This is a genomic window from Thiovibrio sp. JS02, from assembly GCF_053485635.1.
This window is the reverse complement of record NZ_CM130715.1, coordinates 272,418-295,524: the sequence shown is the minus strand read 5'-3', so window position 1 is coordinate 295,524 and position 23,107 is coordinate 272,418. Positions and strand designations below refer to the sequence as shown.

21 protein-coding genes are annotated in these 23,107 nt (G+C 59.3%); 9 read left to right on the top strand and 12 right to left on the bottom strand.

What is annotated here, in order from left to right:
- Positions 1–192 precede the first annotated feature (192 nt).
- The 4 genes from ACUUL3_RS01410 (at position 193) to ACUUL3_RS01395 (ending at position 2,379) form a co-directional block, all read left to right on the top strand.
- Entirely contained in the window at positions 193–516 is a 324-nt protein-coding gene (locus tag ACUUL3_RS01410; RefSeq protein ID WP_448553887.1) for a hypothetical protein, read from the top strand.
- Between the two features lie 150 nt (positions 517–666).
- Positions 667–1,107: a disulfide bond formation protein B gene (locus tag ACUUL3_RS01405; RefSeq protein WP_448553885.1), complete on the top strand. Its 441-nt coding sequence runs from the start codon at positions 667–669 to the stop codon at positions 1,105–1,107.
- A complete protein-coding gene (locus ACUUL3_RS01400) occupies positions 1,104–1,760 on the top strand; it encodes a DsbA family protein (RefSeq protein WP_448553883.1) in 657 nt (218 codons plus the stop codon). The genes ACUUL3_RS01405 and ACUUL3_RS01400 overlap by 4 nt, the downstream gene beginning before the upstream one ends.
- Positions 1,761–1,872: 112 nt before the next feature.
- Positions 1,873–2,379, top strand: coding sequence for a peroxiredoxin family protein (locus ACUUL3_RS01395; RefSeq protein ID WP_448553882.1), 507 nt, complete (start codon positions 1,873–1,875; stop codon positions 2,377–2,379).
- 74 nt (positions 2,380–2,453) lie between these two features.
- Here the strand turns inward: ACUUL3_RS01395 and ACUUL3_RS01390 are convergent, their stop codons facing one another.
- From ACUUL3_RS01390 to ACUUL3_RS01340, 11 genes are all read right to left on the bottom strand, one after another.
- A complete protein-coding gene (locus ACUUL3_RS01390; RefSeq protein ID WP_448553880.1) occupies positions 2,454–3,752 on the bottom strand; it encodes a hypothetical protein in 1,299 nt (432 codons plus the stop codon).
- Between the two features lie 49 nt (positions 3,753–3,801).
- Positions 3,802–4,953, bottom strand: coding sequence for a LeuA family protein (locus ACUUL3_RS01385; protein ID WP_448553878.1), 1,152 nt, complete (start codon positions 4,951–4,953; stop codon positions 3,802–3,804).
- 248 nt (positions 4,954–5,201) lie between these two features.
- Positions 5,202–6,257 (bottom strand): molybdenum ABC transporter ATP-binding protein, encoded by a 1,056-nt coding sequence (gene modC, locus ACUUL3_RS01380; protein WP_448553876.1) that lies wholly within the window; start codon positions 6,255–6,257, stop codon positions 5,202–5,204.
- On the bottom strand, positions 6,254–6,943 hold the full coding sequence (modB, locus tag ACUUL3_RS01375; protein WP_448553874.1) for a molybdate ABC transporter permease subunit: 690 nt from the start codon (positions 6,941–6,943) through the stop codon (positions 6,254–6,256). Before modB ends, modC begins: the two co-directional genes overlap by 4 nt.
- A 31-nt stretch (positions 6,944–6,974) precedes the next feature.
- Complete coding sequence (modA, locus tag ACUUL3_RS01370) at positions 6,975–7,790, bottom strand: molybdate ABC transporter substrate-binding protein (RefSeq protein ID WP_448553872.1); 816 nt, start codon at positions 7,788–7,790, stop codon at positions 6,975–6,977.
- Entirely contained in the window at positions 7,787–8,206 is a 420-nt protein-coding gene (locus ACUUL3_RS01365; RefSeq protein ID WP_448553871.1) for a winged helix-turn-helix domain-containing protein, read from the bottom strand. Before ACUUL3_RS01365 ends, modA begins: the two co-directional genes overlap by 4 nt.
- A gap of 190 nt (positions 8,207–8,396) precedes the next feature.
- Positions 8,397–9,212, bottom strand: a complete 816-nt coding sequence (locus tag ACUUL3_RS01360) for a hypothetical protein (RefSeq protein ID WP_448553869.1) — start codon at positions 9,210–9,212, stop codon at positions 8,397–8,399.
- A gap of 355 nt (positions 9,213–9,567) precedes the next feature.
- The gene (gene nifB, locus ACUUL3_RS01355; RefSeq protein ID WP_448553867.1) at positions 9,568–10,845 is read right to left on the bottom strand and encodes a nitrogenase cofactor biosynthesis protein NifB; all 1,278 of its coding nucleotides are present in this window, start codon (positions 10,843–10,845) and stop codon (positions 9,568–9,570) included.
- Between the two features lie 92 nt (positions 10,846–10,937).
- A complete protein-coding gene (locus ACUUL3_RS01350; protein ID WP_448553865.1) occupies positions 10,938–12,296 on the bottom strand; it encodes a nitrogenase component 1 in 1,359 nt (452 codons plus the stop codon).
- The gene (nifE, locus tag ACUUL3_RS01345) at positions 12,293–13,654 is read right to left on the bottom strand and encodes a nitrogenase iron-molybdenum cofactor biosynthesis protein NifE (RefSeq protein ID WP_448553863.1); all 1,362 of its coding nucleotides are present in this window, start codon (positions 13,652–13,654) and stop codon (positions 12,293–12,295) included. Before nifE ends, ACUUL3_RS01350 begins: the two co-directional genes overlap by 4 nt.
- Positions 13,655–13,911: 257 nt before the next feature.
- Positions 13,912–14,718 (bottom strand): TPR end-of-group domain-containing protein, encoded by an 807-nt coding sequence (locus ACUUL3_RS01340; RefSeq protein ID WP_448553861.1) that lies wholly within the window; start codon positions 14,716–14,718, stop codon positions 13,912–13,914.
- 320 nt (positions 14,719–15,038) lie between these two features.
- On the opposite strand from ACUUL3_RS01340, the gene ACUUL3_RS01335 reads away from it, so the two are divergent.
- The 3 genes from ACUUL3_RS01335 to ACUUL3_RS01325 all read left to right on the top strand — a co-directional run bounded on the left by ACUUL3_RS01335 (position 15,039) and on the right by ACUUL3_RS01325 (position 18,480).
- Positions 15,039–15,482 carry a Fur family transcriptional regulator gene (locus ACUUL3_RS01335; protein WP_448553859.1) on the top strand — a complete coding sequence of 148 codons (444 nt, stop codon included), beginning with the start codon at positions 15,039–15,041 and terminating at the stop codon, positions 15,480–15,482.
- Positions 15,483–15,722: 240 nt separating this feature from the next.
- Positions 15,723–17,933 carry a catalase/peroxidase HPI gene (gene katG / locus ACUUL3_RS01330; protein WP_448553857.1) on the top strand — a complete coding sequence of 737 codons (2,211 nt, stop codon included), beginning with the start codon at positions 15,723–15,725 and terminating at the stop codon, positions 17,931–17,933.
- 298 nt (positions 17,934–18,231) lie between these two features.
- Entirely contained in the window at positions 18,232–18,480 is a 249-nt protein-coding gene (locus ACUUL3_RS01325; RefSeq protein WP_448553855.1) for a hypothetical protein, read from the top strand.
- 14 nt (positions 18,481–18,494) lie between these two features.
- Here ACUUL3_RS01325 and ACUUL3_RS01320 read toward each other — a convergent pair whose 3' ends face one another.
- Positions 18,495–20,312: a cation:proton antiporter gene (locus ACUUL3_RS01320; RefSeq protein ID WP_448553853.1), complete on the bottom strand. Its 1,818-nt coding sequence runs from the start codon at positions 20,310–20,312 to the stop codon at positions 18,495–18,497.
- 274 nt (positions 20,313–20,586) lie between these two features.
- On the opposite strand from ACUUL3_RS01320, the gene can reads away from it, so the two are divergent.
- Both can and ACUUL3_RS01310 read left to right on the top strand, forming a co-directional pair.
- Positions 20,587–21,216, top strand: a complete 630-nt coding sequence (gene can, locus ACUUL3_RS01315; protein WP_448553851.1) for a carbonate dehydratase — start codon at positions 20,587–20,589, stop codon at positions 21,214–21,216.
- A 17-nt stretch (positions 21,217–21,233) separates the two neighbouring features.
- A complete protein-coding gene (locus ACUUL3_RS01310) occupies positions 21,234–23,078 on the top strand; it encodes an LTA synthase family protein (RefSeq protein WP_448553849.1) in 1,845 nt (614 codons plus the stop codon).
- Positions 23,079–23,107: the final 29 nt, after the last annotated feature.

Genomic DNA, 23,107 nt, shown 5'->3' with positions numbered 1-23,107 from the left:
AGGTCTGAAAAACCATAACATCTTGAAACCACTTACCGTTTTTTACAGAAAGTGTCAAGACCCACGATACTTCGCCGCCGAAGAAGATTGCCGGCCCGAAAAGCACCCACTGGCGGGCTGTTAAAACAGCCGGCCTCCCCCATGCCTCCTTCTCTCTTGACAGGGTCGGCACGCCTCTGTAAATTTTCCTGCATGAACAGCTTCCCCCGCAGGCTCCTTGCCGTCGCCGTACTGCTTCTCACCATGTTTCCCATGAGCGGAGCTTCATTGGCCGGCGCGACCCTGCCCGCGCTCGATACGCTTGAATCCTGCTGCCTCCCTTTCAACCAGGACAAGGAACCTTCCCCCTGCGCAACCCCTGATTGCCTCTGCCTCCTCTGCCTGAATCTGCACCTGACCCGCTTTACGGATATCGCATTCCTGCCGCTTTCCTTCCGCGGCCAGGCATCACATCTCCGCCCGCGCCCCCTTGCCGCCTTCGGACGCGCGATCGACTACCCCCCAGAGCACTCCTGATCTCCCGGTTCCTTCAGCACGGCCCCGACGCGACCAGATTCAACGTCCGCGCCACGGCGAGCAATCCTGCTCCCGGCGGGCAATCAACGGTCGCGGGCGGGCCGCGTCACCAGGGTTCGCCCTTGGCAATGATTTTGGAGAACAGCAGAGATGACTCACTCGGACAACGCGCCCAACAATACGCATTGGGCCATCATTTTCCTGTGCTGGCTGGTAACCGGCGCCTCGACACTGGGAAGCCTGTTTTTCAGTGAAATAATGCAGCTTCCGCCCTGCATCCTGTGCTGGTATCAACGGATCTTTCTGTTTCCCCTGTTTTTTGTTTTCAGCACCGGGCTCTTTTTCAGCGACAAAAGCGTGGCGCGGTATGCCCTTCCCCTGGCGACCGCCGGCTGGCTTACCGCCCTGTACCACAACCTCCTTTTCGCGGGAATTATCCCGGAAAGCATTCAACCTTGCAGTCAAGGGGTTTCCTGCAGCGAGGACTCCCTCAATCTGTTCGGTTTTTTGACGATTCCGATGCTCTCGCTCCTTTCTTTTTCCGCCATCCTGGCGCTCTTATTCATTTTCAACAGGAGACCATCCCGATGAATAAAAAATACCTCATGGCCTTTTCAGCCATTTTTCTGCTTTTTCTTTTTGTGCTTGGCAGCTATTTCTATAAAAATCAACAGGCCAGGAAGCTCGGCTTCCTGGCCCGGGAACAGGCGGAAATCTTTGTGCGGCCCCACTCGCCGACCCTGGGCGCCGACCAGGCAAAGGTCTATCTTGTCGAGTTCATGGACCCTGCCTGTGAAACCTGCAGCGCCTTTTCCCCTTTGGTGAAAAAGCTGATGGCGGACAACCCCGGCAAAATCAAGCTGGTTCTCCGGTACGCCCCGTTCCATGACGGCGCCGATTACTTCGTCAGAATTCTCGAGGCGGCGAAAAAACAGGGGAAGTACTGGGAGACCCTGGAGGTCATGTACCAGTCCCAACCTTACTGGGCAAGCCATCATAACCCGCAGCCGCAACTGGTGTGGCAATTTCTGCCAGCGGCCGGCCTTGATCTTGAAAAACTCGGCAACGATATGTCGGACCCGGCAATCGCACGGATCATCGAGCAGGATCTCGCCGACGCGAAAACACTCAACGTTACGAAAACACCTGGTTTTTTCGTTAACGGCAAGCCGCTGGTGACCTTTGGCCACCTCCAGCTCCAGCAGTTGCTCGCCGAAGAACTCACGGTGCAGTATCCCCAATAACCGGGCCGCGGGGACGGAAAAAAACAGCTGCCGGCGCCCGTGCCCGGAAGCGCTTTCCCGTCCCCGCCCCTGACAACCGACGCCATGGCGTTCGCCTCCCCGGAGACTTCTGATGATGAAAAAATTGTTCCTTCTCCCGATGATTTACCTCTCACTCCTGCTTGCCGCCTGCGGCCAGCCCCCGGAGGTGGCCGAGGTCGGCAGGCAGGCCCCGGATTTCACCCTTGTCGACACCAGGGGCAAGACCTGGACCCTTGCCGACCTCAAAGGCCGGGTGGTTTTTGTCAATTTCTGGGCCACCTGGTGCCCGCCCTGCCGGGAAGAAATGCCCTCCATGCAACGGGTCCACAACTTCATGCCCGAGGACAGATTCACGATGCTGGCGATCCTGAGCAACGACGAGCCCGGCCTGGCCGACGCCCTGGCCGCCAAAATCGGCGCCACCTTCCCCATCCTCATCGATCCGGAAAACAAGGTGGCCAAGGCCTATGGCCTCACCGGCGTGCCGGAAACCTACATTGTGGACAAGCAGGGGGTGCTGCGGGAAAAATTCATCGGCGCGGTTCCCTGGGATTCGCCGGCAAGCATGCAAATGCTGATGAAGTACGTCGGCCAATAACCGGGACAAGGCGATAAGCCCTTTGCGGCGCAGGCGACACAACGTTCGCGTCAGGCCTGCGCCGCAAAGGCGGTTCAGAACTCCTCGATCCGTTTTCTGAACCAGCGGATCAGGTCATCCTTCTTGAGGGCGATATCGATCTCGTAGATATCCTCGGGAAAGAGCAGCTCGACCACTCCGGACTCGAAGATCCGCTTCACCTCGTATTCATCGTGGGAAACCTCCCGCTGATAGATATAATTGAGGTAGGAGCGGTTGGTATGCACGATGAACTCCACGCGCATGCCGCCCATGCGGGCGAAAAACTTGAACATCTGGGTCTTGGCCGAGCTGCCGATGCTGCCGCTTCTGTGGCTGCCGCCAGACAAGGTGTCCGTCACCTCCTCAAGGGTCATCAGGGAGCCGGCCCGGGTGGCGCTGCGGGTCAGGTGCCGCTGGAAGGCCTTGACGTCGGCCACCGAATCCACCACCCCCATGAGGCCGAGTTCGTCGTCAACCGCCACGGCCGGATTTTCCTCGCCCTTGCGCAACAGCTTCAACACCTTGGTTTCCGGCTGTTTTTTGCGGATACTCACATAGATGGGCACCTCGCCGCCATTGAGATCAAAGCGCCGGCGCTTGATCAGGGTCAGCTTCTGGTTGGCCTTGCGTCTGACCTTTTTGGCCTCATCCCGGCTGATCACCTCAACCCTGGTGCAGGCAAAGGTCTCCGGATCATGGTTGCTCAGGAGATAGACGATGTCCAGTTCGCCGATCCGGCTCTTCCGACTCCAGACGAATTCGTTCAAAAAGTCGAGAAACTGGGCGAACTTGCTCTCCACCTCGGTCTCCCGCTCGCGCTGATCAATGGAGGCGGCCAGGCTCATGAGGATGAGCTTGCGCTTGGCCTCAAAGCGCGCCTTCTTGTGGTAGCGGTCATCAAAGAGGATGAGGAGAAGATCCACCGGGCTTTTGCAGGAGTCGATCTCGTTGGTCATCTCGATATAGGAGGCATAGTTGGCCAGCACCTTGCCCTTGAGGTAGTTGATCACCCCGTCCGCCGTGCGGGAGTATGTGTTAACCCTGAGCACCACCTCCCGGGCATTGCCTTCGATGCCGAACATGTTGCCGAGCAGCCGGTAGGCGCGTTCGTTGATCAGGCGCCTGCGCTCGGAATCCCCGATGATTTCCTCGATCTCGGCAAAGGAGCGGATATCGAGAAACTCGAAGATCTGGTTTCTGAGAATCCGGTAGCGGGTCTCCATGCCAGCGGCCGCCAGCCCCCTGGCAAAGTGACGGGCCTCCCCGGAAAATACCGCGGAGTTGGGCGGCGAATCTCCGGTGGCAAAAGGACCGTTCCGGTCCATGAGGGAAAAGATATTATCCTTGGCCATGAATTTTTCCTTATTTTCTGGACAGGCCGCCGAAAACAATCAGCGCCTGTCACAGTCTACGGGGAGGAGTTCTTTCCAGGCAAGAACTATTATGTTCCGCCACGAGTTGCAGAACCTCGCGGTCGCAGAGCGGCCTGCCCAGGCGGTGACACTGGAGCCTGAAGGAGCGGGCAAGCCCGGCCAGCCGCCCCTCCTGACAGCGCACCCCCAGCTGCCTGAGCCGCTCGGCCACCCCCCGCCTGCCCACCTTTTCCCCGTAGATGAGTTTCCGGCGGGCCCCCACCAGCTCCGGCGCGTATGGCTCATAGGTCTTGGGATCCCTGGCCAGCCCGATGAGATGCAGTCCTGTTTCACAGGCAAAGATCTCCGAGCCGACAATGGGATGCTGGGGCGCAATGACCCTCCCGGCAAAGCGGGCGGCCAGACCGGCCAATTCTTTCAAGCGCCGCGCCCCATAGAAGCGCCCGGCCCGCAGAGCGAGAAAACCCGCCACCTCCTCAAGCCGGCTGTTGCCGGCCCGCTCGCCAAGGCCAAGCACCGTGACATCGGCCCAATGCGCGCCGGCCTCCAGGGCGGCAACCGCATTGGCCGTGGCCATGCCGAAATCGTTGTGCATATGCACCCCGACCTCCACCGGAAAATTGCGGCGCACCATCTGCACCAATCCGCCTATGCTTGCCGGGGTCGCGACCCCGACCGTGTCGGCAAGACGGATGCGGTCCACTCCGGACTCGCAGGCAACTCCGATGATATCGAGGAGAAAGGGGTGCTCCGCCCGGGTGGCATCCTCAAGGCCAAGGGAAAGATAGGCGACGGCGCCGCGCGCCTGGGCAAGCGCCGCGGCCACCCGGGCCGCGACCTGCCGCCGCCGGCAGCCCAGCTTGCTTTTAATGTGCAGAGCGGAAACCGGGATGGAGAGGGAGAGCACCTCGGGCTTGAGGCGGATGGCGCTTTCGATATCCTCCCCGCGGCAACGGCACCAGAGCCCCAGCCGCTTCACCCCGGCTTCCCCGCGGCAGCGGCGGACCAATTCGGCAAGACCGCTTGCCTCGGTGCTGGCAATGCCCACCTCCAGTTCCTCAATGCCGACAAGACTCAGGAGAGCGGCCAGGGCCACCTTCTGGTCGATGTCCAGGGAAACCCCCACGGCCTGGGCGCCTTCCCGCAATGTGCTGTCCACCAACCCCTTGATGTGCTCCATTCACCGTTCCTCCTCGCGCATGTACGCCTTACGCTTCTGTTGCAATTACAAAATACATGCCAGAGCTTGACCGACGGCAGATAAAAATAAATTTTCATTTAATAACAAAATATTACAAGACAAAAGCTGAACCGCCTTCCCTGGCCGGCAGAACAAATTTTACTTTTTTGTAACCACGGAAGAGGAGAAAACCAAGGTCGGCGCCAAACCGCTTTACAGGTGGGAACAACTGACCGGACCGGGAAAGTTCAATACAGACGGCGGAAGGAAGAGGCCTTGACCACGGCGATCACCTCCGCCCCCTCGCAAACCCCCAGCTCCCGCTCCGCCTCGGGCACGATCTGGCAGACGAGGCGGCCGCCCCGGCAGTCCAGCTCAACGCCCACCCGATTTCCGACTCCGAAAATTCCGACAACCCGGCAGGAGAGCAGGTTGCGAGCGCTGGTGGCTTCGGGATGGCGCTTGAACAGGGTGATGTCCTTGGCGGCAAGCTCGAAGAGATTCTCTCCTGCCACCCCCGGCTCGGTGAGGACCAGTGTGTTCTCCCCCCAGCGATAGCGCCAGAGATCCCCCTGGGCTTCGGGGGAGTGCAGGGTCAGAAGATTTTTGTATCCCCGGCTGCCGGTGATCATGCTCCGCCTGGCCAGCTCCTCAGCGGATAGGCGCTGCCTGGGCCGCCCCTCCTCAAAAATCAGAACCTCGCCGGTCATCAGGCGCATCTCCTCCAGGGAATGGCTGATGAACAGAAGGGGAATCTCGAATTCGGCAAAGACCTGCTTGAGATAGGGAATGATCTGGTGCTTCAGCTCACGGTCGAGTCCGGTCAGCGGCTCGTCCATGAGGATGAGACGCGGGCAGGCGAGAACGGTGCGGCCCAAAGCCACCCGCTGCCGCTCTCCGCCCGAGAGGCAGCCCACCCCGCGCTCCAGCAGGGGCGCAAGGTTAAGGACCCGGATCAACGCCTCGGACCCGATCCGCCGCTCCGCGGCCGGGGTGCGCTGCCAGCCGTAAAAGAGATTCCGTCGCACGTTCATGTGGGGGAAAAGGTGGGAGTGCTGGAACACCACGCCGATCCGCCTCTCCTCGGGCGCCACGTTGATCCCCTCTGCCGAGTCAAAAAGAGTCGCGCCGTCCAGGCTGATCCGGCCGGAATCAGGGGTGAGCAGTCCGGCAAGAAGATGCATGAGGGTGGACTTGCCGCTGCCGGAAGGACCGAAAATGCCGCAGCGTTTCTGCGCAAGGACAAAATCGGCCTCAAGGCTGAAGCGACCATAGGCCTTTCTGACGTTCACCTCAAGGTTCATTGCCGCGCCTTCCGCCGAAATTTCCGGGAAATTGCCTCGTTTGCCAGCAACACCACGAAGGAGAGAACGATGGAGACGAAACAGAGGGAGAGCGCCATGCGGTCGCCCCCCGGCGTATTGGTGTATTCGTAAATCGCCAGGGGGATGGTCTGGGTCACCCCGGGAATATTGCCGGCCAGAATGATGGTTGCCCCGAATTCGCCAAGACTTCTGGCAAACATCAGGGTCATGCCGGCGAGCAGTGCCCGGCCGGAAAGGGGCAGAATGATGGTGAAGAGGGTATCCCACCAACGTGCTCCCAGGGTGCGGGAGGCCTGCAGATAACGCTCATCGATCTCCTCCATGCCGATGCGGATGGAGCGGACCAGGAGCGGAAACCCCACCACCGCCGAGGCGATCACCGCGCCGGTGAGCGTGAAGATGATGCGCAGGCCCAGGCTGTTGAGCAGGGGGGCGAAGGGACCGCTCTGTCCGAAAAACAGCAGGAGCAGGTAACCGACCACCACCGGCGGCAGAACCAGGGGCAGGTTCACCAAGCCCTCAAGGAGAGGCTTGGCCGGCAGGCGCGCAAAGACGAGGAGATAGGCCGCCGCGAAGCCGAAGGGCGCGGACAGCAGGGTGGCGGCGCAGGCGACCTTGGCGGAAAGCCAGATTGCCTGCATGTCCTGGGGGGAAAGGCTCAACATCGCAACAGTGCTCCTTGCCTGGAAAGCATCCTTACGGAACCCGCCCTTCCCCTTTTACGACAAAACCGTATTCCGCCAAGATCTCCCCAGCCCGCGCACCGGCGAGAAATTCATAAAAGGCGGCGGCGGCAGAATTCTTCTCGCCGCTCACGGTCAGGGCCATGGGGTAGGAAATGGCCTCGTGCAGCGTTTCCGGCACAGGATAAAGAATTACCGCCCTCCTGGCCAGCAGGGCGTCGGTTTGGTAAACAAAGGCCGCATCCACTTCGCCGCGTTCGGCATACAGCAGGGCCTGGTGCACATCCTGAGCCACGACCAGCTTGTTTTCGGCAAAAAGCCTTTCATAAAGGCCGCTGGCGCGCAGGGCCTGTTCGGCATACTGGCCGGCCGGTACGCTTTTAGGGCTGCCAAGAGCGATGCGCTTCATGGCCTGCAAATCCGCGAGGGAAGCGATTGCCCCTTGCTCCAATCCCACCAGCACCAGCCGGTTGCCGGCAAAAATCCGCACCGTCTTTCGGGAAACCCTGCCCTCTCCGGCCAGGTACTCCATCCACTTCGGGTTGGCCGAAATAAAGAGATCAGCGGGCGCCCCCTGCGCCACCTGCTTGGCCAGTGCCCCGGAGGCGCCAAAATTGACGAGGACAACGGTCTCGGGCTGGCCCTGCTGAAACTCCGCGACCATCTTCTTGACGGCATCGCTCAGGCTGGCCGCTGCGGACAGATGCACCTCCGCCGCCTGCACGGGCAAAACCGGCACGAGCAACAGCGCCATGCCAAGCAACAGAAACCTGCCCATATCTTTCCCCTTTTTTCCCAGCATATCCTCCTCCTTTCTCAACGGTTTCATTCCTCGCTCCCGCCATGGGAAGAGTGGCCCAGCCCAGGCAGCTCCGCCTGCAAAGCGTTGCCCATCTCCACAAGAACCTCTTCAAATCTCCCGTAATATTTGCGGAACATGGCGATGGCCGCCTCGCCGTCCGGGGTAAGCCGGGCCCCGCCGCCCCGCTTGCCGCCGCGGCTGGTTTCCACCAGCCTGCATCCTGCCTGGCGGTTCATGGAATCGAGAAGATCCCAGGCATGCTTGTAGGACATCTCCATGGACCTGGCGGCCCGGGCAATGGAACCATACTGGGCGATGCGCTCAAGCAGAACCACCCGGCCATAACCGAGAAAGGTTCCTTCCGGCCCTTCCAGCCAGAGACGGCCCCGCCAGCGCAACACCCCCCTTGCCCCATTTTTCTTTTCAGAATCATCCTGTTTCATTTCGTTATATTTAACAGAATATAACGAAATGAAAAGTCTTTTTTTCCCGGCCAGGAATTGAACCCCGGGCCGCCCATATGAATGGCGCTGATCTTTTCCGTATATGGACCAACGAGAAGGCCCGCCGTCTCGACGCGGGAGGGACGGAAACAGGCGGGCCCCGGGGTGGGGATGGGGAGGAGGCCCCCGTCTAAAACGCCAGGCTCACCGAAACCCCGCCATAGATGAAATCATCGTCGCGCTTGCCGATCGCGCCCTCGTTGCGAACCTCAAGAAGATCCGAGGCGTCGCTGCCCAGAGGGAATGAATAATAAACCTGCGGGGTCACCGAGATGTAGGTATTCACCGGCACCGTAAGCGAAGCGGAAATGATGCCGTCGTGCAGGCCGCTGTACTCTTCGGTTTCGGACTCCACGCCGCCGACCACCTCGCCGTAGGAGCTGGCCTCGTCGGCGGCCAGATAGCTGATCCTGGCGCCAAGGTCGATGGTCAGTTCATTGACCAGGGGCACGGAATGGGAAACCCCCAGGGTGACATACCAGCCGGCCAGGTTGTCCGTATCCCGGAAAACGGAAAGGGTGGGCGCGAGCAGGGTGTCGAGGGCGGCGCTCAGAAAGAACTCCTGGGTATCCTCGGCCCCATCGAGCGCATAATAGATGTAGCCGCCGGTAAAGCTCACCGGCCCCATGGCCCAATCATAGGCCAGGGTCATATCGGTCTCGGTCCAGTTATTGGGGTTGTTGGCGCCGTCGGTGGTGTAAGGATCGGTATCAAGATTCCCCCAGAGGTTTGCGGAAAACCCCTGGTAGCCAACGGTCATGGAAGGCTGGACGACCATGCTGTCCTTGCTGAAGGCGAATCCGCGCCAGACGTACTGGCTTAAGGCGGCAACCGTGAGGTCGGCACTGGGCTTCTCCTCTTCCGCCAAGGCCATTCCGGCAAAGGCCGAAACAGACAGACCAACGGCAACAACTCCACTCAACATTCTTTTCGCACCATTTTTCATCGTCTCTCTCCTGGGGTAAAAATTGCAACCCATCGCGACAATTCGGGGCGCCTGCGTTCCTTGGTTTGCAGACGAACGCCCATGCGCTCTTTCCCTCGTATTTCTTCAAGTTGCGTACCAAACCGGCCACAACCCCTTGCAACAAGGGCTGATCAAGCCAGGCCGCCCCAAACAACGCACTCTGCAAAACAACATTGTCGTCATGCACACAAGCTGATTCAGCACAAAATATAACAATATTGTATCGTTATCCCCCATATTCTTCCAGATTTTTTGCCGCAGCCCCGTCCTCTGCCGCGCCGCATGAATGAATGCCTTTCCCAGGGCAGCGCCCCACCGCCTCATCTCCCCCCTGCTAGAGGCAACCGCCGCCGGAGCCGGCACAGGCGCCGGCCCCGCAAGATTTTTTACGTTTTTGCAAATGCGAAAGATTGCCGCCCTCGTATATCGCCTTCAGGCCGTCCATGATGAAGCCGCCCATTTCCACGGGCCGCACTCCGGCTTTTTCCAGGATATCCCGCGGGGTTTCCCCAACCCCGCTCACCAGAACCGCCCGGCAATCGTTCAGGGCCCGAGCCAGGGAGGTCCAGCGCTGCAGACCGCCGCCCACCTTTGGCGCCTGCCGCTCCTCGACAAGCTGATACGCGTCGCCCTTCCTTTCGTAGATATGAAACCGGGGGGCCTCGCCGAGGTGCTGGTTGACCAGTATTCCCTCCAGGCTGGCCACCGCCACATAGGGCCGGATCTCCGGCGGCAGGGGCGGCAATTGGGCGCAGGCGGAAAGACAGCCCCGCATCTCCTCGGTCCGGTCCTGATCGAGCAACCCCACCGCATCGGCGCGGCAGCGGGTGCAGTGGCGCATCTGCGGCAGAAACTTCTCCGCCTCGTTGCGCACCGCGGCGATCTCCGCCTTGCTCGGCTCGCGGATAGCGCCAAAAGGCGTGCCGACATTGGGAAACATGGCCATGCAGTTGAAAAGATCCGCGCCCAGATCCTTCATGGTCTCGGCCACGGTCAGGATGTGCTGATCGTTGATGCCGGGAATCAGGATGGAGTTGATCTTCACCGTGAGGCCGTGCTCCTTCAGGGCCTTGACCGCCGCCAGTTGCCGGCTGAGGAGCAGCTCCGCCGCCTGGCGGCCCTGGAAGGCCACCTTGCCGTCCCGCACCCAGCTGTAGATCTTCGCCCCCACTTCCGGATCAACGGCATTGATGGTGATGGTCACGTGGGAGACATTCAGCTCGGCCAGCTCGGGGATATAGGGTCCGATGGCCAGGCCGTTGCTGGCCAGACAGAGGATCATTTGCGGAAAATTTGCATTGATGAGGCGCATGGTTTCCATGGTCGCCTCGGCATTGGCAAAGGGATCGCCGGGTCCGGCAATGCCGGCCACCGTGATGCGCGGCTCCTTTTCAAGGACCTTGCCCATGTATGCCAAGGCCTGTTCGGGGCTTAAAACCGTGCTGGTCACCCCAGGCCGCGATTCATTCACGCAGTCGTACTTGCGGTCGCAGTAATTGCACTTGATGTTGCAGTTCGGGGCCACCGGCAGGTGAACTCGGCCTGCCTGCCCTTTTACCGCCGGGTTGAAACAGGGGTGTTTTGAAAGGTCTTTGCCCGCGAAAATTTCCATGCCGATTCTCCTTTTATGGCTGGGAATTCAAAAGCCGTCGCCGCTGTCCGTCGCGCAGACTTCCGCATTCATAATGTTAATTTTCAGGTTCCCTACATATAGCTGTAGCCGACTTCCGAATCATCCTGCCGTTTGGCGATCAGCGCGTTGACCACGGCGTCAAAGAGCTGCTGGGCGCCCTGGTAGCCCAGGTGCAGGATACGCTGGCCGCCCAGCCGGTCGTGGATCGGAAAGCCGACCCTGATGAGCGGGATCTTCAGCTCCCTGGCCAGGGGATACCCCTTGCTGTGGCCGATGATCAGGTCCGGGGCGAGGGCACGGGCCTGTTCGGCAATGTCAAAAAAGTCCGCGCCTTCATGCACCTCGGGCATCCGCACCGGCAGATCCGCGAGCACCCCGGCGATCGCCTCGCCCAGCTTGCCGCTCTGGCCGCCGCTGGCGCAAAGCACCGGCACAATGCCGATCTCGGCCAGAAAGGAGGTGAGACCCACGACCAGATCCTCCTCGCCATAGACAATGGCTTTCTTGCCAAAAAGATACTTGTGGCCGTCCACCATGCTGTCCACCAGCCTGCCCCGCGCCTGCGCGTGGCGCAAAGGCATTGAACCGCCACTCAACTCGGCAAGCAGCGCCAGGAGGGCATCGCTTTCCCGCAGACCGATGGGGGTGCCGAGCCGGCGCAGGGGAACCCCGTGCGCCTCTTCAAGATAGCGGCCCGCGGAAAGGGAATCGCTCAGGGTGCGGCCCAGTTCGATGGTGGCCGGCGCGCTCCCCATGCGCCTGATATCGGCAACCCTGGTGCCGCCGGCAGGAATCAGCGGGTAATCACGCAGGGCCGGGCCGTCCAGGGTCTCGGAAAAATCGGGGAGCACCGTGCAGGCCAGGGAGAAATCCGCCACCAGCTCCTTGAGAAAACGCAGGTCGGCGGCGGAAACGAAACCGGGCAGCAGATTCATGACGCCGCCCTTTTCGCCCTCAGCGCAAAGCTGGCTCACCAGGGCCCGGACCGCGGCATGAAAACCCTCCATATGGGTGCCGGAATAGCTCGGGGTTGCGACATGCACCAGCACCGGCCCATTCTCGCCGGCGAACTCCCGCTGGTATTCGGCCAGAAACATGGCCACGTCGTCGCCGATGGTCTCGGTCAGACAGGTGGTGGCGATGCCGATGAGCCGCGGCCTGTACTTTGCCGTGACATTCTTGAGCCCCAGCTTGAGATTGGGACCGCCGCCATAGATGGCGTTCTTCTCCCCCAGGGAGGAGGAGGCGATATCAATGGGCTCGTTGAAGTGGCTGATGATATAGCGGCGCATGTAGGTGGCGCAGCCCTGGGAGCCATGCAGAAAGGGGACGGCGCCCTCCACGCCCCGGAAGGCCAGGGAGGCGCCCAGGGGCTTGCAGAGCTTGCAGGCATTGGTGGTGGATATGTATTTGGGCGGTTTCTTCGTCATCTTGTCTCCTCCACGACACCCTCATCCTTTCTGGGCACGAATCTCCAGACCGGGCTCATCACCGAGCCGTAAACCTCCCGGGCGAAGTTGAGCATCCCCTGAAAACCGGCGAGCATCTCCTTGCGCTCGTGGTTATGGTCGCAAAAGGCCACCCCGAGCTTGTAGGCGATGGGCCGCTCCTTGACGCCGCCCACGAAGATGTCAACCTCCTTTTCCTTGAGAAAGCTGGAGAGCTCCAGGGGGTTGGAGTCGTCGACGATGATGGTGCCCGGGTCGCAGATCGCTTCAAGCTCCCGGTAATCCTCGGGCGTGCCGGTCTGCGAGCCGACCATGACCACCTGCATGCCGATCATCCGGAAGGCCTTCACCAGGGAAAAGGCCTTAAAAGAACCGCCCACATAGATGGCCGCCTTCTTGCCGGCAAGTTTCTCACGGTACTGCTGCAACTGGGGCAGGAGCGCGGAGAGCTCCTCCCGGACCAGCTCCCTGGTCCGGGCCAGCATCTCCTCGTCATTAAAAAAACGCGCCACCGCATAGAGTGACTCGGCCATATCCTCCACTCCGAAGTAGGAGACGCGCAGGGAAGGGATGCCATAATCCTCCTCCATCATCTTGGCCAGATCCATGGTGGCGCCTGAACATTGCACCACATTGAGGGCCGCGCCGTGCGCGCGCTGGAGATCGCCGACCCTGCCGTCGCCGGTGATGTTGGCCACCACCTCGACGCCCATGCGGCCGAAATATTCGCGGATCAGCCAGATCTCGCCGGCCAGGTTGAAATCCCCGAGGATGTTGATGCTGTGTTTGGAGATACCGCCGGTGTCGCCCATGCCGACCAGACGGCGCATGGCCTTACAGGCCGCGAGGTAGCCGGCCCGCTTGTTGCCCTTGAAGCCCTCCGACTGCACCGGCAGAACCGGAATGCCCTTCAGCTCCGCCACCCTGCGGCAGACCGCTTCGAGGTCGTCGCCGATCAGGCCGACAATGCAGGTGGAGTAGACAAAGGCCGCCTTGGGACTGTGGCGGTCGATGAGCTCGACCAGGGCGGCTTCAAGCTTGGCCTCGCCGCCGAAAATGACATCCCGTTCCTGCATGTCCGTGGAAAAGCTCAAGCGGTGCAGCTCCGGGCCGGAAGAGAGCGCCCCCCGGATATCCCAGGTGTAAACGGCGCAGCCGATGGGGCCATGCACCAGATGCAGGGCGTCGGCAATGGGGTAGAGCACCACCCGGGAACCGCAGAAGACGCAGGCCCGCTGGCTCACCGCCCCGGCCAGGCTGTCCTTGTTGCATTCCATGACAAAGGGGGCCTCCCCCTTGCGATGCACCTGATCCTGTCGTTCCTTGAGTACAGCCTGCATAACGCCTCCAGCTCCCTGTTGGTTGTTTGCCAACACGTAAGAGCAAGGGCTGTGCCAGCCAGAAGAAAATCGTTTTAATCAAACAAATTCAAAGTGTTACAGGGAAAAGAGCAGAACAGAACAAACAGGAGGGAAAGAGGAGGAAAACTTTTTGTAAGGTTTTCTACAAAAAGGTAGGGGGCAAGACATTTTGGGGCGACAGAACGCATGTCTCGCTGACGAACTCCGCAAAAACAAGGGAAAAACCGCGGCTTTTGCTATTCCCGCAGATTCTCCCCCTGGTTGTCGCCAGAAAGTGGTTCTCCTGGCGCATAGACCAATTCCTGGAAAAGAGGGGACTCCCTGATTGGATTATAGCTCCTGTCATAGCAGGCGGTAATCCTGTTTTTCTCATGATCATCAATGGCCTTGCGAAGGTATTTGACGGCATTCACATCGTCAGCCAGGGCAGCATACGCACAGGCGACATTATACCACTGCTTTTGCTCATCGATTTTTTCATCCCTGAGCGCCCTGAGCAGGGCTTTGCCCTTCTCCTGCTCGCCGGTTTCGATCAAAATGGCGATGTAGACGATCTTGGTATAATAGTTGTCCCAGCCAAGATCCGAGGCGATTTTTGCGTATTCCAGGCTTTTTTCGAGATTCCCCACCTCATAATAGGCAACGGCGAGGTTGGCCGCGGATTCCGCGGTCGGCTTGATGGTATATGCTTCGAGAATGAGAGCAAAAAACTCCTGAAGATGTCTTTTCATCTTGTAGTTGAGCGCCAAAGCCTTTAACACCTTGACATCCTCGGGTTTTTCTTCCCTCTTCCGCTCATTTGCCAGGAGCAACTTCGTTTCTTCTATTTCCGCATCGCAATTTTTATAGTTGTCGGCCAGCGCACATGCCTTTTCATAATAAACGAGCGCTTCGGAAAACTGCTTTTGCGCGTCCAGTTCCCTGGCATGCAGAAATGCCATCTCAGCCTCGACCATGGCTTCATTGGCAAAGGCGGAACCACACCCAAGGACCAGGAAGGAAAATACCGCCAACGGAAATGTTCTCTTGCCAATTTCTCTCATCAGCGACACCCCCAAAGGCTAACATCCAATATCGTAAAGCCGGTATCCTCTCCTGTTTCGCCAGTTACGGATCAGACGGCCCTGCCTGGAGAGTCAAAGCAAAATTCCTGGCAAAGGCGAAAACAACAACGCTGTTAAGCTATCATATCAGTAAAGCGAACGGATGTGGTTGAGAAAAAGTTCCGGCATAAACCAACCCTGTTTGTCGTACAATTTTTTACTGATATTGCCTTGACACACAAATCAAACAGGAATAAAAATTAAAAAAGAATTATTCCTACTTTGGGCAGTGACATATGGCACCGAAAAGAAATGCAACGATGATCCAAAAGCAACTGGGCCGGTTCGAGGAAGCCTGCCGAGAGGCTGGGCTCAAACTCACGCACCAGCGGCTTGAAATTTTTCGGGAACTGGCCTTGGCCGGCGATCATCCTTCTGCTGAAACCCTGCACAAGCGTCTGCTGAAACGGATGCCCACCCTTTCCCTCGATACCGTTTACCGGACGCTGGCTACTTTTGAAAAGCACCAACTCATCACCAGGGTGGAAACGATGGAGAGCCAGGCCCGCTTTGAGGCCGACCTGGAACGGCACCACCATGCCATCTGCCGAAAATGCGGAATCATCACCGATTTTTCCTGGCTTTCCCTTGACGAGGCGCAACTGCCGGAAGCGATCAAGGGGTGGGGGAGCGTGGACAAGAAGAGCATAACCCTGCACGGGATCTGTGAAAAATGCGCGAAAGGCTCATCCCCCCGGGAATAGCCTTTTTTCAGGACACCAAATAGGAATATTTATGTTTTAGTAAAAAATACAATAAAGTAATTGACCAACAGCAACTAATTGATTGAGCAAAAAGGCAAGGGAAAACTATAATCGAAATAAGTGGGACACAGGGGGAGCACAAATATAGACAGGCCGCATTTCTTCGGTTTCCACCATCGAAACGGTTTTTTCTAGTGCCTTGCTAGCATTGTAACCACCAAACATTTAAGGAGGACGGAAATGAGCAAAACTGGCAAATGCCCCATAACAGGTAACTCCAGCCAAACAACTGCCGGCAGAGGCACATCCAACCGGGACTGGTGGCCAAACCAGTTGAACCTGCATATCCTGCACCAGCATTCTTCCAAGTCCAATCCCATGGGTGAAAAATTCAACTATGTTGAAGAATTCAAAAAACTTAACCTGAAGGCCCTGAAAAAGGATATCTACGCGCTGATGACCGATTCCCAGGATTGGTGGCCCGCCGACTGGGGACACTATGGCGGGCTCTTTATCCGGATGGCATGGCACAGCGCCGGAACCTATCGGATGGGGGACGGACGTGGTGGTGGTGGCGCCGGCAACCAGCGTTTTGCCCCCCTCAACAGCTGGCCGGACAATGTGAACCTTGACAAGGCACGGCGTCTGCTTTGGCCGATCAAGCAGAAATACGGCAACAAAATTTCTTGGGCCGACCTGATGATCCTAGCCGGCAACTGTGCACTCGAATCCATGGGCTTTAAAACCTTCGGCTTCGGCGGCGGCCGCGAGGACATCTGGGAGCCGGAAGAGGACGTTTACTGGGGTTCAGAAGAGGAATGGCTGGCCACGAGCGATAAGCCCAAGAGCCGCTATTCCGGCAAGCGGGATCTGGAAAACCCGCTTGCCGCCGTGCAGATGGGATTGATTTACGTGAATCCGGAAGGTCCGGATGGCAATCCAGACCCGGTCGCCTCCGGACGTGACGTGCGCGTGACCTTCGGCCGCATGGCCATGAACGATGAAGAGACCGTTGCGCTCGTTGCTGGCGGCCACACTTTTGGCAAGTGTCACGGCGCCGGCCCTGCGACCCATGTGGGCCCTGAACCTGAAGCAGCCTCCATCGAAGAGCAGGGCCTCGGCTGGAAAAGCACCTTCGGCAGCGGCAAGGGAGGCGATACGATCAGCAGCGGCATTGAAGGCGCCTGGAAACCGAACCCGACCACATGGGACATGGGCTATCTCAAGGTGCTGCTCAAGTATGACTATGAACTGGTCAAGAGCCCGGCCGGCGCCAATCAGTGGCTGGCCAAAAACGTGGCCGAAGAGGACATGATTGTTGACGCCCACGACCCGTCCAAAAAGCATCGGCCGATGATGACCACGGCGGATCTGTCGCTGAAGTTCGATCCTATCTACGCCCCTATTGCGCGGCGCTATCTGGAAAACCCGGATCAATTCGCGGATGCCTTCGCCCGGGCGTGGTTCAAACTGACCCATCGGGACATGGGGCCCCGTTCCCGCTATCTCGGCCCGGAGGTCCCGGCCGAGGAACTGATCTGGCAAGACCCGGTCCCCGCAGTCGATCATAAGTTGATCAACAAGAAGGATATCGCCGCCCTCAAGAGCAAGATCCTGGCCACGGGCCTGTCGATTTCCCAACTGGTTTCCACCGCCTGGGCATCGGCATCCACCTTCCGCGGTTCCGATAAGCGCGGTGGGGCGAACGGAGCGCGCATTCGCCTGGCCCCGCAAAAAGATTGGGAGGTCAACCAGCCCAAGCAACTGGCCAAGGTGCTCAAAAGCCTCGAAGGCGTCCAGAAGGAGTTCAACAGTGCGCAGAGTGGCGGCAAGAAAGTTTCGCTTGCCGACCTGATTGTGTTGGGCGGTTGTGTCGCGATCGAACAGGCAGCCCAGAAAGCCGGCCACAAGGTCACCGTTCCCTTTGCGCCGGGACGTACGGATGCATCGCAGAAGCAGACCGACGTGGAGTCATTCGGTGTCCTCGAACCGAAAGCAGACGGGTTCCGCAACTACCAGAAAACCAAATACGCCGTAAGGGCAGAGGAAATGCTGGTTGATCGGGCACAACTGCTGACCCTGACCGCACCCGAGATGACGGTGCTCGTAGGTGGTCTGCGCGTTTTGAACGCCAACTTCGGGCAGTCCCGGCACGGGGTCTTCACCAAACGGCCGGAAACCCTCACCAATGACTTTTTCGTGAACCTGCTTGATATGGGCACGACCTGGCAACCGACCTCGCAAGACGCGGACCTGTTCGAGGGGCGTGACCGCAAGACAGGCAAAGTCAAGTGGACCGGCACCCGTGTTGATCTTATCTTCGGTTCGAACTCGCAGCTCCGCGCTGTGGCGGAAGTTTATGCCCAGGCCGATTCGCAGAAGAAGTTTGCGCAAGACTTTGTGGCGGCGTGGACCAAGGTGATGAACGCAGATCGTTTCGACCTTGCCTGACCGTGTCATGACGGTCTGCATGGCCTCTAAGCGCAGTTGACCGCAAACTCCTCCCGGGTCAGCGGCGGCATCCCATCGCCGCCGACCCGGGGGCTGAGCTTTCATTGTAATTTCTATTGTACTTTGCCTTTTACCAAGTATAGCGACCCTGCGACAGCCCACATGCGAACCGCCAACCTCTGCCCGGGGAATTGCCCTGGCAAGCCTCCCCTTCTAAAAAACCGCCATTCCCATTCGGGCCGGATGGGTATATGATGGCTGCATGAGACATTCCGAAAACCCTGCCGGGAGGTGCGCCATGAAAAAACTCGCCATTCCCATGCTGCTTGCCCTGACCCTCTGTCTGGCTCCGGCAAAGGCGGTCGAGGCAAAAAAACTCTACAAAACCTATGAGGTTGTCGAGGTTACGGAAAAGAGCATCGTCCTGAAGAGCGCGGCCGGCGAAACCGTGGAGATAGAAAAGGAGAGGCGGCCCAATCTGGAAAAAGGCGATAAGGTTCGCTACGACAAAATCCGCAACCGCCTGGGGGAAACCCTGGACAAATAGCGGGAAAACCGCATTCAGTCCGGGTCAGGAGGGCGCTCCGGCCCTGCCACCAGACTGATGACCGTCCAGCCCGGCTGGGGAATCAGCCGATCCTCCACGGTAAAGACCTCGATCCTTCCCTTGGGGGTGACGGCAAACAACGGGATCACCCCCTGCCCGTACCGCCGTTGATAAGCGGCGAAATCAAAGTTCTCGCCGAGGGTGGTGCCGCGCACCGCCCAACCCTCCTGGGTCAGGGCGGTGGCAAGGCCGGCAAAGGTGACCTCCGGCCCGAAAAGAACGCGCCATTGCTTGCGGGAGACCGCTTTACGCTCCGTCGTCATCTCCAGATCCGCCGCGGTCTGAATCGCGAAAACCTCCCTGGCGCCCAACTCCATCCGGTAGTGCATGCAGGAAAGGGTATTAAGCGCCCCCCGCGGCGAGAGGGCGAGTAATTTTCCGATCCCGACCAGATCGAGATTACGGTCCGCATGCTCGGAAACCGGCTCGCCGTAATAGGTTTCCAACCCCTCCATCCTGGCCTTGCTGATTTTCTCCCAGGAACTGTCCACGAGCAGCACCCTGAATCCTGCCTGCAGCAGCGCCTTGCCGATGGTCCGCGCCACCAGATTGGCGCCGATGACCAAAAATCCTCTCGGCTCCGGCTCCGCCACGCCGAGCCGGCTGGCAATGAAACGGGCGGTGGCGCTCTGCAGAACCACGGTGCCGATGATCACCGAAAAGGTAAGCGGCACCAGGAGCTCCGCTTCTCCGTGGCCAGCCGCCTGCAGCTTGATGGCAAACAGGGCGGAAATGGCCGCGGCCACGATGCCGCGCGGCGCGATCCAGGCAAGGAGATGCCGCTCCGGCCAGCTCAACTTGGAGCCGAGGGCCGAAAGCATCACGCCCAGAGGCCTGGAGAGAAACTGGATGGAGAGGAAGATGAAAATCACCTGCCAGCCCAGATGGATAAAGCGTTCGAAATCAAGACGCGCGGCCAGGACGATGAAGAGCACGGAAATGAGCAGAACGCTCAAACTCTCCTTGAAATCCAGGATCTCCTCCAGGGAGACCTCCCGCATGTTGGCGAGCCAGATGCCCATGACCGTGACGGTGAGCAGGCCTGATTCGTGCTGGATGCTGTTGGAAAAGGCAAAGACGAAGATGACCAGCCCCAGGGTGGCCACATTGCGGAGAAACTCCGGCAACCAATGGCGCCTTAAAATGCCGCCGTACAGATAGCCGGCCAGGGAACCGAGGAAAAGACCGAGTCCGATGAGCCTGGCAAAGGCGAGCAGGGTATGGCCGAGGGCGTCGCCGCCGCTGCCGGCCAGGATGAACTCATAGACCAGAACCGCCAGGGTCGCGCCGACGGGATCGATGACAATCCCTTCCCAGCGCAGGATGTTGGCCACCGCGGCGGTGGGCCTCACCGTGCGCAGCATGGGCACGATCACGGTGGGTCCGGTTACCGTGGTGATCGCCCCGAAGAGCAGGGCCAGTCCCCAGGGAAAGTCAAAAACCAGGCGGGTGGCGGCGGCGGTAATCAGCCAGGTGACCAGCATCCCGAAGGAGATCATATTGCGGACCACCCGCTCCAGGCCGGCAATCTGATGAAAACGCAGGGTGAGGCTGCCCTCGAAAAGGATCACCGCAACGGCAAGGGAGATGAAGGGGAAGAGCAGGTCCCCGAAAAGGGCATCGGAATCGAGCCAGCCGGTGAGCGGCCCGGCGATGATCCCGGCGAAAAGAAGAAAGAGAATGGCGGGCAGCTTTACCCGCCAGGCAATCCACTGACAGAGCATGCCGGCAAAAACAACGGCGGCAAGGAAAAAAGCCTTATCGATCAGCACGGTCCGTTACTTTTTACTCGTTTTTGGTTGATGGTGAAGAGACTGGCCGCCACCCGGTTCAATTTTACATCTTTCCCTGCCGCTGTCGAAGGATTCCTGCGCCCGGGCCAAGAAAAAACCGCCTTGCCGGCAACCGGGCAAAACGAACGACAGGGGCCGCTTTTCCGTTATTCCGCTGACAGCGCGGGGATTTCCTGGTACAATCGCCAGAACGCAAGCAACAGGTTCCTTCCGCGCCAAGCACACGGAGCGCAACAAAACATCCGGGAACGCCATGAAGGTTTTGAAACATCTTTTTGACAACAACAAGAACTGGGCCGCCAAGATCAAGGAGGCTGACCCGGAATTCTTCAGCAAGCTCTCCAGGCAGCAGCGGCCGGAGTACCTCTGGATCGGCTGCGCCGACAGCCGGGTGCCGGCCAACGAAATCGTCAACATGCTGCCGGGCGAGATCTTCGTGCACCGCAACATCGCCAACGTGGTGGTGCATACCGACCTCAACTGCCTCTCGGTGATCCAGTACGCGGTGGAGGTGCTCAAGGTCAGACACATCATCGTCTGCGGCCACTACGACTGCGGCGGCATCACCGCGGCGCTCGAAAACAGCGAACACGGCCTCATCGACAACTGGCTCAGACACATCAAGGACGTCTATCGCTTCCACAAAGAGGAGATCGAGGCCCTGCCCACGGAAAAGGAACGGCTGGACCGCCTCTGCGAGCTGAACGTCATGGAGCAGGTCGCCAACGTCTGCCACACCACCATTGTGCAGAACGCCTGGAAGGCCGGGCAACCTCTTGCCGTGCATGGCTGGATCTACAGGGTAAGCGACGGCATCCTCAAGGATCTCAACGTTTGCACCACCGGCATCCACGAACTTCCGCCCATCCAGCGGATTGCCTAGCAAAACAGGAAAGGGCGATGCTCCGTCGATACTGGCGCGAAATCTGGGATCCCGCCGGAGGCTGGCCCGCAGCCCTGGGCTTTCTTGCCCTCTGGTATTTTCTGTTGCAAGGAGCGAACCGTTTTTTCTTCGAGGTTGCGATTTCTCCCGCTGCCGTTGCCACGGACCTCGGGGCGCATCTGCTTCTCGGCGCGCTCCTGTATGCCATCGCCCGTGGACCGGGCTATTTTTTCGCTCCACTCGCCCTCCTGTTGACCATTCTGCATTGCGGCAACGCGGCCAAGGTGGCCATCCTGGGCGGACCGGTAACGCCTGACGACTTGCGGGCCTTACCGAACCTCTTCCTGCTCCTCCCGGGCTGGCGGCAGGCCTTTGCAGCGGCCATCGGCGCCGCTGCCGTTGTCGGTCTACTGGGAATGCCGGATCTACGCAAAAGAAGAGCCTGGATTGCCGCCATGCTCCTCTGCGCCGGCACAACCGCCCTGACCCGCTGGCCATCGGCAATAACCGTGGCAATGGACAATACTTTCGGCAATGTCGTCTGGGATCAGCGGGGCAACTTTGAACGGCGCGGACTTCTGATCCACCTGACCCAGGAAAGCGCCCGCTTTCTTGCCAGGGCAAGGTTCCCGCCGACAAAATCCGAAGTAACGGCGGCAGCCGCGGTTCTCAAGGTAAAACCGTTCCTGCCCGCCAATGGGTTCCAGAAGACAACGGCACCGCTGCCACAGCGCAATGTCCACCTCATCGTTCTGGAATCATTCTGGGACCCGATGCAACTCGAAGCCGCCGCTCTGTCCGCTGACCCTCTGGACCCACGGTTCCGGGCTCTGTGGCTGGAGGCAGACAAGCCGCAGGCCCTTTCCCCGGTTTTCGGCGGCTACACGGCAAACGCTGAATTCGAGGCCCTCTGCGGCTTTCCGGTTATGGACGATGCGGTTTTTTTCGAAGGCAGGCTTCGCCAGGACGCCCCCTGCCTGCCCCGCCATTTCGCCGAATCAGGATACACCACCATTGCCTCCCACCCCAATGTTCCCATCTTCTGGAACAGAATCCATGCATACCGGCGCATGGGGTTTCAGCACTATTTTTCCCTGCACGACTTCACCCTGGATGACATGAACCGGGAATTTCTGAGCGACGCCTCCCTTTACCGCCAGGTGCTCGAACGTATCCGCCCCTTGCGGGAACAAGGCATTCCGGTGCTGAACTACATCCTGACCTTCTTCGGACACCTGGACTATCCCCTCGGCCCTGATCGCCCGAAGGTTATCACCGCCCCGGCCGCCGATCCGCTGGTGGAGGCATACGCAAACACCGTATATTACAAATCCAGGGAACTCATGGATTTTCTCTCGGTTTTGCGACAAAACGATCCAGATGGCCTGATCGTCATCTTTGGTGACCATCTCCCGTTTCTGGGCAACAACTTCGGGGGCTACACTGAATCAGGCCTCCTCGCCCCGGACCGCGGTGAATTTACGGACATCATGTTCAAAAAACTCACCTCCACCCCTCTGCTCATCATAGACGGCAGCGCGGGCCCGCTGCCAACCGGCGACCTGCCCTTGTACAACCTGCCAGACCTGATCCTGAACCTGCTCCATGACAAGCGTCCCTCAATCATGGCCATGACCCGCACTCCACCAGGAGTCAACATCCGCCCCCTGCCGGGCATGCAGTTGATCACCTATGGCGACAATACCGTTGCCACTTGTCGGGGCGGCAACTCCGATCCGGACTGGTGCCAGGAGGTTGACCGCTGGTTGGAAGCAGTGGAGATTCTCAGCGAGGACATCTATGCTGGCCGCACCCATTTCTTCGCCGCCGACGGCGGGGACGAAATCAGCCAGCCCCTGTAACCGCAAGAATCAGAGACGGCCGACCTGGG